Origin of the sequence: Methylocystis iwaonis (assembly GCF_027925385.1) — a bacterium.
In the GTDB taxonomy this organism is placed as follows: domain Bacteria; phylum Pseudomonadota; class Alphaproteobacteria; order Rhizobiales; family Beijerinckiaceae; genus Methylocystis; species Methylocystis iwaonis.
Genome location: NZ_AP027142.1, coordinates 2041327 through 2053314, shown reverse-complemented (window position 1 = coordinate 2053314; position 11988 = coordinate 2041327). Strand labels below are relative to the sequence as shown.

Below are 11988 nucleotides of genomic sequence, written 5' to 3'. Positions count from 1 at the left end.
GCGCGCCAATTTCGGACAGTTGCGGCGCAAAAGCCCGCAACCGCTCCGATCCGACACGAAAGGGCGCCTGTCATGCGTTTCATTTCAGGATTTCAGGCCGCCGCCCTTGCGGGAGCGCTCATGCTGCTCCCCGGCGCGCCGCTTGCCCAGGGTGGCGGCTTCGGCGGCGGGGGCTCTGGCGCCGGACATGGCGGTTTCGGCGCCGGCGGTTTTGGCGGCCATCGTGGCGCACCCGGTCCTCTCCCGGGCTATGGCGCGAACGCCTATGCGCCCGGCCAGGGCAACACCGGCGCGGCCGGCTGGAACGGCGGCAACTGGCGCGGCTTCACGCGAGGGCCCTTCGGCTATTTCGGCGGCGGCTACGGCGGCGGTTATGGCGGCGATGGCGTCGCGATCGTTCCCGGCCCCTCGGCCAACGTCTTCAATTACAACTACAACGACTACCGCCGGCGCGATGGCGGCTTTTACGGCGGCGGCGGCGTCTTCTATGGCGACGACGGCTATAGCCGCCTCTATTCGATCCGCCCGCCGGGGGACTACAGCGAGCCGACCTACGGTCCGACGGGCTATGCGCCCTATTCGGTTTACCGTCCTTCTCAGCACATCTTTTACCTGCCGGACAACAATCCGCGCGGCGCCCGAAAAGCTGCTCGCCATGCAGCGGAGTAATGAGTTTCAATGACGCGAATGGCGCGTCGTATCAGGGGGTGAGTAACATGCGTTTTATTTCGATTGTCCGGTCGCTTGCTCTGGCCGGCGCAGCCGCGGGGGGTCTCGCCGCGAGCAACGCCGTCGCACAGGACTTTGCGACCCCCTTCTTCGGCGGCGCCTATGGGCCGGGGCCGAGCTACGCCTATAGCGGTTACAACGGCGGCTACCAGGGCGGTTACGATGGCGCGGTCGGTTACGACCAGGGCTATTATCAGGGCGGCTACCAATATCCGGCCGGCGGCTATGGCGGCGGCGCCTATCGTCGCGCAGCCTACAGCGCCGCCGACGTCTATCGGAACGCCGGCTATTCCTACGGCCGGACCTATGAGCGCGCCTATGTCGTGCCGCGGACGGTCTATCGGCCTTATGTCCGCACGCATTACGTGCCGGTGACGACTTACCGCACGTACAATACGGTCTCCTATCGGCCGGTCACGCAGTACCGGGTGGTGCGCAAGCGCTGCCACTGCGAAACGATTTACTAAAAAGCAAAGCGGCGGCCCAAAAGGCCGCCGCGACATTTTTAAGACCGCGAGCCTTCAGGCTCGCTTTTTTATTGCGCGCCTGAAGGCGCGCGGTCCGAATACTCAGGCGTGGATCTCTTTATTGTAGTCCTCGACCATCGCCCGCGAGACGGCGCCCGGCGTGAAGCTGTATTTTCCGCCGATCCCGGAGACCGGGGTGACTTCCGCGCCCGTGCCGCAGATGAAGCATTCGTCGAAGGACGCCATCTCTTCCGGCATGATGCGGCGCTCGATGAGCTCGATTCCGCGGCGCTTGGCGAGGTCGATGACCGTGCGCCGCGTAATGCCGTCCAGAAAGCAGTCGGCGATCGGCGTATGCAGCGCGCCGTCCTTCACGAAGAAGACATTGGCGCCGGTGCATTCGGCCACCCTGCCCTGCCAGTCGAGCATCAGCGCATCGGCGTAGCCGCGCCGCTCGGCCCGGTGCTTCGAAATGGTGCAGATCATGTAGAGGCCGGCGGCCTTCGCCAAGGACGGCGCCGTGCGCGGGTCCGGGCGGCAATATTCGGCGATGTCGAGCTTGATGCCCTTCATCTTTGTGGCGATGTCGAACATGCTCGGCCAATCCCACATCGCAATGGCGACATGGATGGTCGAGTTCTGCGCGGCGACCGCCATCATCTCGCTGCCGCGCCAGGCGACAGGGCGAACATAACAGTCGGTGAAATTATTCGCCTTCAGCGTCGCGTCTTTGGCCGCGACCAGCGCTTCGACGCTGTAAGGAATCTCGAAGTCGAGAATTTGCGCCGAATTCTTGAAGCGCTCGGAGTGCTCGACCGACTTGAAGATTTTTCCGCCATAGGCGCGTTCTCCCTCGAAAACGCAAGAGCCGTAATGGAGGCCGTGCGAGAGAACATGCAGTTTCGCGTCGCGCCATGGGACGAGCGCGCCGTTATACCAAATGAATCCGTCGCGCTGATCGAAGGGCGGAACAATCATGGCAAGCTCCGGGAAATGGCGCCTTGACAAAGGCCCGGCTGGCCGCAAGGGCGCGCGACGGAACCACTAGCCATCGGCCAGAAATATGTCAATATAGCTGACGTAAATTCGAGAGGACCGCGAGCCTTCAGGCTCGCTCTGATCCGAGATGCGAGCCTGAAGGCTCGCGGTCCCATCAGCTAGGCTGGCAAGGAAACGCGTCTTGAGCGAGCTTCTCGAGCGAAAGATCGCCCCAACGGCCAACGCCCTTGTCCCGCCTGGCGGCGCCCGGCCGGCGCGCCGTCTGGAAGAAGACGCCGAGGCGCTCGATCTGGTGGAGCTTTTCTTCTTCGCCTATCGCGACTTTGTCGGCGACGCCGACCGCCTGTTGGAGAATTATGGGTTCGGGCGGGCGCATCATCGCGTCCTGCATTTCGTCAGCCGGCGGCCCGGGCTCACCATCGCCGCGCTGCTCGATATTTTGAAAATCACCAAGCAGAGCCTCAATCGCGTTCTAAAGCAGCTCCTGGACGCGGGTTTCGTGGAGGCGCGCGCCGGCGCCGTCGACCGGCGGCAGCGGCTGCTTTACCCCACGCCGGCCGGCGCGCAGCTTGCCCGCGAGCTGGCGGCGCTGCAATCGGAGCGCTTCCGCCGCGTCATGGAAGAGTTGGCCTCCCCGGCGCGCGAGGCTGCGGCGGAGTTCCTTTTCGCCATGATCGACAAGGACGAACGCGAGAGGGTGCGCGCGCTTCTGGGCCGGCCGGACCTCGGCCGCGAGGGACGGTGAGCGCCCATGCGCGCCTCGCCGCCGCTGCACGCGGCCTCCACGCAAAATCCAAGCGCCGGCGCGAAGGGCGCGCATATTCTCGTCGTGGATGACGATCGCCGAATCCGCGCGCTTCTGACACGCTATCTGATGCGCGAAGGCTATTTCGTCAGCGCCGCCGCCGACGCGCGCGAAGCGAGCGCGCTCCTGGTAGACTTCGCCTTCGATCTCATTGTGCTCGACTGCATGATGCCCGGCGAAAGTGGGACGCAATTCGCCGCGCGGCTGCGCGAAGGGCCTGAACCATTGCGATCGGCTCCGATCCTCATGCTCACGGCGCTGCACGAGACCCGCAATCGCGTCGAGGGACTCGAGGCGGGCGTCGACGACTATCTCGCCAAGCCCTTCGATCCGCGCGAATTGTCCCTGCGCATCGCCAGCATTTTGCGACGCGCGCGCCGGCCCGAGAGCGTCGACCCCCTCGTGCGCTTCGGCCCCTTCGCCTATGATCCTGCGCGCGCCGAGCTTGCCACGCAGGCCGGCGAGGCGGTGCGGCTCACGACCCGCGAACGGGACATGCTGCAGATTCTGGTCGAACATGCCGGCGCCATCGTTTCGCGCCAGACTCTCGCCAGTCGCGAGTCGGAGCCCAAAGCTGCGGAGCGGTCGGTCGACGTCGAGATCGCCCGCTTGCGCCGCAAGATCGAGCTCGATTCCGGCGCGCCGCGTTATTTACAAACCGTGCGCGGCCAGGGATACCGGCTTGTCGTCGATGCGCCGCGCGCGCGGAAAATGCAGAGTTAGAGGCGCCCAATGTCGCTCGTAATTGCCGATGTTCTTTCCGCGCCGCGCCAGGCGTGGCGCCGTTTCGCCGACTGGCTGCATGCGCGCATGCCGAAGGGCCTTTACGCGCGCGCGCTGCTGATCGTCATCCTCCCCGTCGTGCTGCTGCAGTCGGCGGTAGCCTATGTCTATATGGAGCGGCATTGGGAGGTCATGACCTATCGCCTCTCCGGCGCAGTGGCGCGGCAAGTGGCGACAATTGTCGACATCTATCAGACCTTCCCGGACGACGCCGCCCATAGTCAGCTTCGGCGCATCGCGGCGCTCGATCTGAACATGGAGCTCTCTCTCCTTCCCAAGGAGCCGCTGCCCGAACCGCTCACCAAGAAGCCGATCTTCTCCCTGCTCGACAAAGCGCTGTCGATCGAATTGTCACGCAAGCTGCTGCAGCCCTATTGGATCAACACTGGCTTTTCCAGCGATCGCTTGGAAATCCGTGTCGCCATGAATGACGCGACCCTGCGGATGCTCGTCTTCCGCACCCACGCCTATGCGTCGAACTCCTATATTTTCTTCATGTGGATGGCGATTGCGTCGGTTATCATCCTCGCGATCGCCACCTCTTTCCTGCGCAATCAGATCCGCCCGATCCTGCGGCTGGCGCATGCGGCGGAAGAGTTTGGCAAAGGTCGCGACGTGCAATTCAGCCCGCGCGGCGCGCGCGAGGTTCGCCAGGCCGGGGCGGCCTTTGTGGAGATGAAGCGCCGCGTCGAACGCGCGATCGAGCAGCGGACCACCATGCTAAACGGCGTCTCGCACGATTTGCGCACCATCATCACGCGTTTCAAGCTTTCCCTCGCCCTGATGACCGAGGCGAACGAAACGAGCGAGATGCGCAAGGACGTCGATGAGATGGAGCGCATGGTCGAGGCCTATCTCGCCTTTGCGCGCGGCGACGGCGGCGAGACCTCCACGCCGACGGATATCAAGGCCATTCTCGAAGAGCTGAAGGCGGACACAGAGCGGCGCGGCGAGGCCGCCACGCTACACGTCGAGGGCGATCCGATCGTCATCGCGCGACCGGCCGCGATCAAGCGCCTGCTCGCCAATCTCGTCGGCAACGCCCAGCGCTACGGCAAGGCGTTGGCGTTTTCTCTTGTAAATGACGGCGAGTCGATGATCGTCCATATCGACGACGACGGGCCGGGGATTCCGGTCGAGCGGCGCGAAGACGCCTTCCGCCCCTTCTACAGGCTCGATGAATCGCGCAATCAGGACAGCGGCAATTCGGGACTGGGGCTCGCCATCGCGCGCGACATTGCGCGTTCACACGGCGGCGACATCACCCTCGACCGCAGTCCGCTGGGCGGGCTGCGGGCGACGGTAACGCTGCCGATCTAGGCCGAATGGTGCGGATATTCGTCTTCGGCGTGGCCGTGGCGGCGGCGACGCATTGCGCCGCCGAATTCGAAGAGCCGGTTCGCCATATCTGCAAAGGGCCGCGTGATGCGGGCGAAGTCCTCGACATGCTCGACATAGCGCTCGCCGCGGGCGATCTCGCGATCGAGCGTCTCCAGCGCGAAGGAGAACCCGTCCTGGAACCAGGCGTCGAGCACCCTGCCCCAGGCCATCGCCAGACCTTGCAGCTTCAACGAGCCGACCGGGCCGTCGCAATCGATGTCGGCCGCCTCCAGCATGAAGCGCATGGAATTGAGGGTTTCGCGATTGAGCGCGGCGCCGGTCAGCGGATCGCGCGTCGACCAGCGGAAGATGCTGGCGAGCGCGTCGCGATGGGGCTCCAGCACCTCCAGCCGCTTGCGCAGCACCTCGTAAAGCCGATCACGCGCCGGATCGTGTGAATCCTGGGCCGAGACGGCCTCCAGCACGTCGCGGTCGATCCGCCGGTTGAAGCCGCCGATGATCGCTCCCTTCGAGGGGAACTGATCGCGCAGATCCGCGAGCGAAATGCCTGCCTCATGGGCGATATCGGTGAGGCTGACGTCGCCGAAGTCGCGGCGCGCCGCCAGCCTCAAAGCGGCGTCGATCACCCTGTTTCGGACGCTCATCTTCGTTCTCCGATTGTCTATTGTCTTGCGGCGTAATTTATTGCTCCGCCGCCGAGTGGCAAGCGGGATTGCTCAGCCGGACAGCTCGCCGGCGCGCTTTTTCGCCGCCGCGACCGCGCGAGACATCAAGGGCGCGAGGCCCTCCTCGGCCATCAGCACCGAGAGCGCCGCGGCCGTTGTGCCGCCCGGCGAGGTGACGCGCTGCCGCAAGGTCTCGGCGGCAACATCCGCCTGCCGATGCAGGAGCTCGCCGGAGCCTTCTATGGTGGCGCGGGCGAGTCGGGCGGCGAGATCCGCCGGCAGGCCCGCCTCGACGCCTGCGGCGGCCAGACATTCCACCAGATAGAACACATAGGCCGGGCCGGAGCCCGAGACAGCCGTCACCGCGTCGATCAGCGGCTCGTTTTCGACCCATTCGACCTGGCCCGCGGCGGCGAGCAGCGCATGCGAAAGGGCGCGCTGTGCCTCGCTCGTCTCGGGGCTCGCAAAAGCGCCTGTCACGCCGCGCCCGATGGCGGCCGGCGTATTGGGCATGGCCCGCACGATGGCTTTGGCGGCGGGCAGGCGCGCGGCGATGTCAGCGATGCGCTTGCCCGCGAGAATCGAAACGACGACCGACTGGGGCCCCACGAAAGGCGCAGCCGCCGACGTCCCGGCCTCGAGCATTTGCGGCTTGATGGCGAGGATCACCGCGTCGCGCGCGCCGCCGACCGCTGCGCCGTCGCCGAGCAAATAGCCTTTCGCCGCGCAAAGCGCCTGCAGGCGCTCGGAAGGGTTTGGATCGACCACCACGACCCGATCGCCGGCAAGCCCCTCGGCCGCCCAGCCCTCGAGCATGGCGAGCCCCATATTGCCCGCCCCGATTAGCGCGACGGTCTTGCCCTCGAGCGCTCGGTTCACGCCTCGCCCTTCGTCTCGAAATTGGCGGCCTCCAGCGCTTCCTTGGCGGATTTTCCCGCCCAGAGGACGAATTGGAAGGCCTGATAATAACGCTCGCAGGATGAGAGCGCATTGTCGAGCAGCGCCGCGCATTGCGGGGCGGAGGGCTGCGCGCCCCCGGAAAGGATCAGGCCATGGCGGTGCATGGCGACGTTCTCTTGCGGCCAAAAATCGAAATGGCCGATCCACATCTGCTCATTGATAGCGTTGACGAGCGCCATCACTTCGCGGCGGCGCCGCTCCGGCGCCTTGAGGTCGAAGGCGCAGCTCACATGCAGCGTTTCAAGATGCGGAAGCCAGGTGAAGGCGACGTGATATTCGGTCCAGGCGCCCGAGACAGAAATACAAATCTCGTCATCGTCTTCGCGATCGAACGACCAATCATTCGTGGCGGCCAATTGCTCCACGACATCCACTGGATGTTCGGCGCGTTCGATTTCTTTTTCTGTAGCGATCAGCATAGCCAACCTTCATCGGAGTGTCAGCAGGACGCGGCGACCAACAGCAACATAATGTGACGCATCACGAAGCGTCGAGTAACAGGGGCGTCTCCAGACGAATCACCTGCCTGAGCCACTATACTCCACCTATCCGCAAACGCATGACGATCGCCATTGGCGCGTCAACTTGGTGCGCAGACTGCGGGATTCGGCTTCCGTCGTCTATGGCCGCGACGCCCTATTCCACAGATAGACGCCGGAGCCCCCAGAAAAAACCTTGGAGAACTCCGGCCGTTACTTTCCGCGCCTGAATTATCTAATGTTTTTGCAACTTTGCCGCGCGCTGGGCCTGTGGATAGGATCAAGGCTGCATGATGACCGGCGATCCGACGCTGACCCGGGAATAGAGATCGACGACATCCTCGTTCAGCATGCGGATGCAGCCGTAGGATGCCGCGGTGCCGACAGAGGCGCGCATTTTCGCCGTCGTGCCATGGATAGCGACCTCGCCGCGGTCGAGCGTCAGCGCGGCCACGCCCATCGGATTGCGGGGCGAGCCGCCGGGGATGAGATTGGGAAGCTCGGGATGGTCGGCGCGAACGACCGCCGGCGGCGACCAGTCCGGCTCGTAATATTTGCCGTCGACGGCGGCGTAGCCCGCCCATTCCTTGCCGCGCTTGGGCACGGCGACCGGATAGCGGATGGCGACGCCGGGGCTCACCACATAAAACAGCCTGCGCTGGCTGGCGCTGATGACGATCGTGCCTGGCTCGACGCCGGGCGCGAAGGCGACGGTGTCGCGCGCCGAAGCGGCCTGCGGCATGGCGAAACCGAGCGCCGCAGCGGCGCCGAAAAATACGGCTTTGAGGGACGAGCTACGCATGGGACTCACCTTTGACTGGCCGCTCGACACGGAAGATTCGGATGCTTTGCATTTTAGCTTCAGCTATGGCCTTGTCTAAGCGTTCCGCCTCTTGCGGTTAGGGCTTAACCTTAAGGTTTTCTGCATGTTGCGCTCATGCAACAGCGGTCTTCGCCTTTATTTAGCCCTCTCTGCGCCAAAATCCGTGTGGGCGCGCACTTGCCCCTTCGTGGCGGCGGGGCGTTAGGAAAACACGATGGAAAAACAGAGCTCTCCGCCAAAAATTTTTGATCGCGCGCTGCTGCATGCGCGGCTGCGACGGGCGCTCGCCAAGGGCGCCCCCGATTTCCTGCTGGCGCGGGCGGCCGACGACCTTCTCGACCGGCTTCTAACCGTTAAACGCGCCTTCCCGCGTTCACTGGATTTGGGGGCGCCGGCCGAGCATTTTTCGCAAGCGATCGTCGCCAGCGGCCGCGCCGCGCCGCTGCGGGCGAGCCGGCTAGGCGGCGCCGTGATCGCAGATGAAGAGGTCCTGCCTTTCGCGCCGGCCTCTTTCGATCTCGTCGTCTCGGGGATGGCCCTGCAATGGGTGAACGATTTGCCGGGCGTGTTCGCCCAGGTGCGCCGCATCCTCGCGCCGGATGGGCTGTTCCTGGCCTGCCTGCCCGGCGGGGCGAGCCTCGTGGAGCTGCGCGTGGCGCTGGCCCAGGCCGAGGAGGAGATCACCGGCGGCGCGAGCCCGCGCGTCTCGCCCTTCGTCGACGTGCGCGACATGGGCGGGCTGCTGCAGCGCGCCGGCTTCGCCCTGCCCGTCTCCGACATCGACAGCTTCACGCTGCGCTACGACTCGGTCTTGGGGCTAATGGCGGATCTGCGCGCCATGGGCGCGGCCAATGTGCTCGTCAAGCGCGCCGCGCGCCCGCTGCGCCGCGACGTGCTGGCGCGCGCCGCGCAGATTTACGCCGAGCGCTTCTCGGACCCGGACGGACGGGTGCGCGCGAGCTTCGAGATCGTGTGGATTTCCGGCTGGGCGCCGCATGAGAGCCAGCAGAAGCCGGCCAAACCGGGCTCGGCGACCATGCGCCTGGAGGATGCGATGAAGGCGGGGCGGCGCGAGTGAGCGCCGCGCGCGGTTAAGCAGCCTTCGCTTGGGAAATGAGTCCCGCGACAATCATCTTCGTCTTTTCCGAGGAAAGAATATTTTTAAGAGCTGCGACAAACTGCTCCTCGTTTTGGACCTTTATCTCACGTCTAAGGAATTTTGCTCCAGAATTCCATGAAACATTATGATATTGTGATGGCAGCACAATATATCAAGCCACTGCATTCCATGCGGTGAAACCGACATCGCGATCAGACATAGCCGCGATCTCGACACAAAGCTCCATTACTGCACCGCTCGCGGTAAGAATACTCGCTTATCCGTTTTATCCGACTTCATCTTGTCGTTCGGAATGAACGCTACTACGGAAAGATTTCTTCTCTATGACTTCCACGACCCAAGACTCCAGAGTCGTATTGGTTACAGGCGCTTCCTCCGGGATCGGAAAATGTTGCGCCGAGCGTCTCGCCGGCGCGGGCTGGCGCGTGTTCGGGGCGTCGCGCTCTGCGCCCGCCGCTGAGCGTTATGACGTGTTGCGAATGGACATCGCGGATGACGAGGCGGTCGAGAAAGGCGTCGCGCATATATTGGCCACATGCGGTCGCATCGACGCCATCGTCAATAATGCGGCTGTCAATTTACGCGGTTCGGTCGAGGACGTTCCGATGGCCGAAGGTCGCGAGATCATGGAGATCAATTATTTCGGCACACTGAGAGTGTGTCGGGCGGCGCTGCCCGCCCTGCGGGCGCGGAAGGGCTCTATTATCAATATAGGCTCCTTCGCCGGCTCGATCGGCACGCAGTTTGGCGGTCATTACGCCGCGTCGAAATATGCCGTGCAAGGCGTGACCGAAAGTCTACGACGCGAACTTGCGCCATTCGGCGTACGGGTCACGAATATTTCGCCGGGTTTTTTCCGGACGGGAATGTCCGAAAACATCGTCGTTTCGGACTCGATGCAAGACGGCGCCTATGCCGAGCGGTTCAGCCGCTTCATGAAAAACGCAGATAAGTTCATGAAGAACATGACAACGCCCGAGCCCGTCGCCGCGCTGGTCCAGGAGATATTAGAGAGCCGTAATCCCAAGGGATATTACTTCATTGGTCCCGCCTACCAGCGCGCCGTGTTGCTCGCGAAAAGGCTCCTGCCACAAACGGCGTTCGAGGCGATCATGGATCGCGTGCTCGAGTAATCCTGACCGTCAGCGCGGCGGGCGATTGCTTCCGGCTTTAGGGAGTGAAAGGGCGCCAGAACATCAAAACAGGCATGTGCGCGAGAACCTCTAACTTCGCAACGTGATACCATTTTCGTTTGAAAGGCTGAAAGCCCGACCGGGAACCCAGAGCCGGTTTTGCTCAGGCCCGTCATTGCGAGCGAAGCGAAGCAATCCAGGGCGGCGATGCGGCCCTGGATTGCTTCGTCGGCTCCGCCTCCTCGCAATGACGGCGGTAATTCCGATCGCTCGTTTTGCGAGCGGCATGATCAACACCGAACCAATCAAGCGGATCTCGTATCAGGCGCGCAATTCCGCGCAAGAATGGCGGCTGGCATGATCGCAGCGAAAATCTTCCCGGGGCGCAGCGCTGAAGCTTAGCTGAACAGGCGCCGAAAAGGAAATTTTGAACGAAGATATTACGTCGTGAAAATATTTCTCAAAGACAACAATTGTAATTCCAGAAGATAGGATTATGTTGATACCATCGGGTTTCGGCCGGACGTTCGTACTTTCTCTCTTGCCCCTGGCAAGTCGGCTTGTGACCTCCTCTCCAGAACTTTGATTAACTGCGGCGGCGAACCTTCGCCCCGCGCAACTGCTCCTGGAAAGGACATCTCATGCAAGTTGGCGTCGTCAAGTGGTTCAATGCGAACAAGGGGTTCGGCTTTATCCAGCCTGACGCCGGCGGTCCCGACGTGTTCGTTCACGTCACCGCGAACGAGCGCGCCGGCCTCCCCTCGCTCGTCGAGGGGCAGAAGGTCGGCTACGAGCTTTTCGTCGACAAGCGCAGCGGCAAGTTTTCCGCTGACCAGCTTCAACTCCAGAGCTGAGCTATCTCACGCCTTTAGGCCGACCGCGGATGTACCGGCGGTCCATTGGTGAGGGGTTCGGAGAGCGGCGACTGTGTTCGCCGCTCTCCCAGTAAAATCGCTCTCAACACCAAGGCGTAACGGCCATGTCCAAAGAGCAACGCCGCGGCAATCGCGAAGCGAAAAAGCCGAAAAAAGACAAATCCGTTAGCGCGCCTCTCCCAGCGAGCGACTCGCCATGGGCCACGGTCGATAAGTTGAAATCCCGTGACCTCAGCAAGAAGAAATAACCTCAAACGACCGAGAGCGCGAACATGAGCGACTATATCGGCATCGGCGCGCGCGAACGCTTTCGAAGCGCTAAAGCAACGGCCACTGCGACCCACAAGTTCGATGTAGGGACGCTCGTCTCCCACCGGATCGGCGCGTCGTCGGAGCGTAGCCTGTTCCGCGTGACGCGCCATCTTCCGGATGGCGGACAGGGACTGCAGTATCGCGTCCGGTCCGAAAGGGATGGCCAGGAGCGCGTCGTTGTCGAAGCGTCTCTTCAGCGGGACATGCCTTAAGCTTATCGTAGAGCAACTGCTTTGGAGGCGGAAATGGATGCAGCGGATTATGCGTCGGAAGCCTCGCTCTATTACGCGAAGAACACGCAGCGAAAGCAGAAATCCTTGGTCTACCGGAAATTCACGGTAGCGGCGGAGGCGATCCGTTTCGCCGTCGAGGAACTCTCGCCTCAGACCCTCAGCGGCTGCTCGCTCGAAGTGAATGAGGTACATTATTTCGGGCGGCAGATCCGACCGCTTTACGACGACGGGGCGTTTCCGTTGCCCCGCCGCGGCTGAGCGCTG

General features: G+C 63.2%; 15 protein-coding genes. 10 read left to right on the top strand and 5 right to left on the bottom strand.

The genetic code is table 11. The features are described from left to right. The first annotated feature begins 72 nt into the window (after nt 1-72). Both QMG84_RS09925 and QMG84_RS09920 read left to right on the top strand, forming a co-directional pair. Nucleotides 73-669, top strand: a complete 597-nt coding sequence (locus QMG84_RS09925; protein ID WP_281927608.1) for a hypothetical protein — start codon at nt 73-75, stop codon at nt 667-669. 47 nt (nt 670-716) lie between these two features. Beyond that, nucleotides 717-1196, top strand: coding sequence for a hypothetical protein (locus QMG84_RS09920; RefSeq protein WP_281927607.1), 480 nt, complete (start codon nt 717-719; stop codon nt 1194-1196). A 102-nt stretch (nt 1197-1298) separates the two neighbouring features. Here QMG84_RS09920 and QMG84_RS09915 read toward each other — a convergent pair whose 3' ends face one another. Further along, complete coding sequence (locus QMG84_RS09915) at nt 1299-2174, bottom strand: branched-chain amino acid aminotransferase (protein WP_281927606.1); 876 nt, start codon at nt 2172-2174, stop codon at nt 1299-1301. Between the two features lie 202 nt (nt 2175-2376). Between QMG84_RS09915 and QMG84_RS09910 the strand changes: the two genes are divergently transcribed. From QMG84_RS09910 to QMG84_RS09900, 3 genes are read left to right on the top strand one after another with little or no spacing between them, the layout of a single operon-like run. Next, a complete protein-coding gene (locus QMG84_RS09910; protein ID WP_434085939.1) occupies nt 2377-2940 on the top strand; it encodes a MarR family winged helix-turn-helix transcriptional regulator in 564 nt (187 codons plus the stop codon). A 6-nt stretch (nt 2941-2946) separates the two neighbouring features. Then, on the top strand, nt 2947-3723 hold the full coding sequence (locus tag QMG84_RS09905; protein ID WP_281927604.1) for a response regulator: 777 nt from the start codon (nt 2947-2949) through the stop codon (nt 3721-3723). Between the two features lie 9 nt (nt 3724-3732). Continuing rightward, nucleotides 3733-5103 carry an ATP-binding protein gene (locus QMG84_RS09900; protein WP_281927602.1) on the top strand — a complete coding sequence of 457 codons (1371 nt, stop codon included), beginning with the start codon at nt 3733-3735 and terminating at the stop codon, nt 5101-5103. Here QMG84_RS09900 and QMG84_RS09895 read toward each other — a convergent pair. The 4 genes from QMG84_RS09895 to QMG84_RS09880 form a co-directional block, all read right to left on the bottom strand. Further along, complete coding sequence (locus tag QMG84_RS09895; protein WP_281927600.1) at nt 5100-5768, bottom strand: helix-turn-helix domain-containing protein; 669 nt, start codon at nt 5766-5768, stop codon at nt 5100-5102. The two genes, QMG84_RS09900 and QMG84_RS09895, sit on opposite strands and share 4 nt — an antisense overlap. Nucleotides 5769-5840: 72 nt before the next feature. Further along, nucleotides 5841-6668 carry a pyrroline-5-carboxylate reductase gene (gene proC, locus QMG84_RS09890; RefSeq protein ID WP_281927598.1) on the bottom strand — a complete coding sequence of 276 codons (828 nt, stop codon included), beginning with the start codon at nt 6666-6668 and terminating at the stop codon, nt 5841-5843. Next, a complete protein-coding gene (locus QMG84_RS09885) occupies nt 6665-7168 on the bottom strand; it encodes a type III secretion system chaperone family protein (protein WP_202071709.1) in 504 nt (167 codons plus the stop codon). The genes proC and QMG84_RS09885 overlap by 4 nt, the downstream gene beginning before the upstream one ends. 340 nt (nt 7169-7508) lie before the next feature. Then, nucleotides 7509-8030 carry a L,D-transpeptidase gene (locus tag QMG84_RS09880; RefSeq protein ID WP_281927596.1) on the bottom strand — a complete coding sequence of 174 codons (522 nt, stop codon included), beginning with the start codon at nt 8028-8030 and terminating at the stop codon, nt 7509-7511. A gap of 235 nt (nt 8031-8265) precedes the next feature. On the opposite strand from QMG84_RS09880, the gene QMG84_RS09875 reads away from it, so the two are divergent. The 5 genes from QMG84_RS09875 to QMG84_RS09855 all read left to right on the top strand — a co-directional run bounded on the left by QMG84_RS09875 (nt 8266) and on the right by QMG84_RS09855 (nt 11982). After that, nucleotides 8266-9129, top strand: coding sequence for a methyltransferase domain-containing protein (locus tag QMG84_RS09875; protein ID WP_281927594.1), 864 nt, complete (start codon nt 8266-8268; stop codon nt 9127-9129). Nucleotides 9130-9494: 365 nt separating this feature from the next. Beyond that, nucleotides 9495-10304 carry an SDR family oxidoreductase gene (locus QMG84_RS09870; protein WP_281927591.1) on the top strand — a complete coding sequence of 270 codons (810 nt, stop codon included), beginning with the start codon at nt 9495-9497 and terminating at the stop codon, nt 10302-10304. Nucleotides 10305-10945: 641 nt separating this feature from the next. After that, on the top strand, nt 10946-11158 hold the full coding sequence (locus QMG84_RS09865; protein WP_281927590.1) for a cold-shock protein: 213 nt from the start codon (nt 10946-10948) through the stop codon (nt 11156-11158). A 293-nt stretch (nt 11159-11451) separates the two neighbouring features. After that, nucleotides 11452-11703, top strand: a complete 252-nt coding sequence (locus QMG84_RS09860; protein ID WP_202071702.1) for a hypothetical protein — start codon at nt 11452-11454, stop codon at nt 11701-11703. 33 nt (nt 11704-11736) lie between these two features. After that, nucleotides 11737-11982 carry a hypothetical protein gene (locus tag QMG84_RS09855; RefSeq protein ID WP_281927587.1) on the top strand — a complete coding sequence of 82 codons (246 nt, stop codon included), beginning with the start codon at nt 11737-11739 and terminating at the stop codon, nt 11980-11982. The last annotated feature ends 6 nt before the right edge of the window (nt 11983-11988 follow it).

Bases quoted from the DNA above. Each gene is read 5' to 3' on its own strand.
- QMG84_RS09860 (WP_202071702.1), top strand. From the start codon at position 11,452: ATGAGCGACTATATCGGCATCGGCGCGCGCGAACGCTTTCGAAGCGCT.
- QMG84_RS09895 (WP_281927600.1), bottom strand. From the start codon at position 5,768: ATGAGCGTCCGAAACAGGGTGATCGACGCCGCTTTGAGGCTGGCGGCG.
- QMG84_RS09875 (WP_281927594.1), top strand. From the start codon at position 8,266: ATGGAAAAACAGAGCTCTCCGCCAAAAATTTTTGATCGCGCGCTGCTG.
- QMG84_RS09920 (WP_281927607.1), top strand. From the start codon at position 717: ATGCGTTTTATTTCGATTGTCCGGTCGCTTGCTCTGGCCGGCGCAGCC.
- QMG84_RS09855 (WP_281927587.1), top strand. From the start codon at position 11,737: ATGGATGCAGCGGATTATGCGTCGGAAGCCTCGCTCTATTACGCGAAG.
- QMG84_RS09900 (WP_281927602.1), top strand. From the start codon at position 3,733: ATGTCGCTCGTAATTGCCGATGTTCTTTCCGCGCCGCGCCAGGCGTGG.
- QMG84_RS09865 (WP_281927590.1), top strand. From the start codon at position 10,946: ATGCAAGTTGGCGTCGTCAAGTGGTTCAATGCGAACAAGGGGTTCGGC.
- QMG84_RS09885 (WP_202071709.1), bottom strand. From the start codon at position 7,168: ATGCTGATCGCTACAGAAAAAGAAATCGAACGCGCCGAACATCCAGTG.
- QMG84_RS09870 (WP_281927591.1), top strand. From the start codon at position 9,495: ATGACTTCCACGACCCAAGACTCCAGAGTCGTATTGGTTACAGGCGCT.
- QMG84_RS09905 (WP_281927604.1), top strand. From the start codon at position 2,947: ATGCGCGCCTCGCCGCCGCTGCACGCGGCCTCCACGCAAAATCCAAGC.
- QMG84_RS09880 (WP_281927596.1), bottom strand. From the start codon at position 8,030: ATGCGTAGCTCGTCCCTCAAAGCCGTATTTTTCGGCGCCGCTGCGGCG.
- QMG84_RS09925 (WP_281927608.1), top strand. From the start codon at position 73: ATGCGTTTCATTTCAGGATTTCAGGCCGCCGCCCTTGCGGGAGCGCTC.
- QMG84_RS09915 (WP_281927606.1), bottom strand. From the start codon at position 2,174: ATGATTGTTCCGCCCTTCGATCAGCGCGACGGATTCATTTGGTATAAC.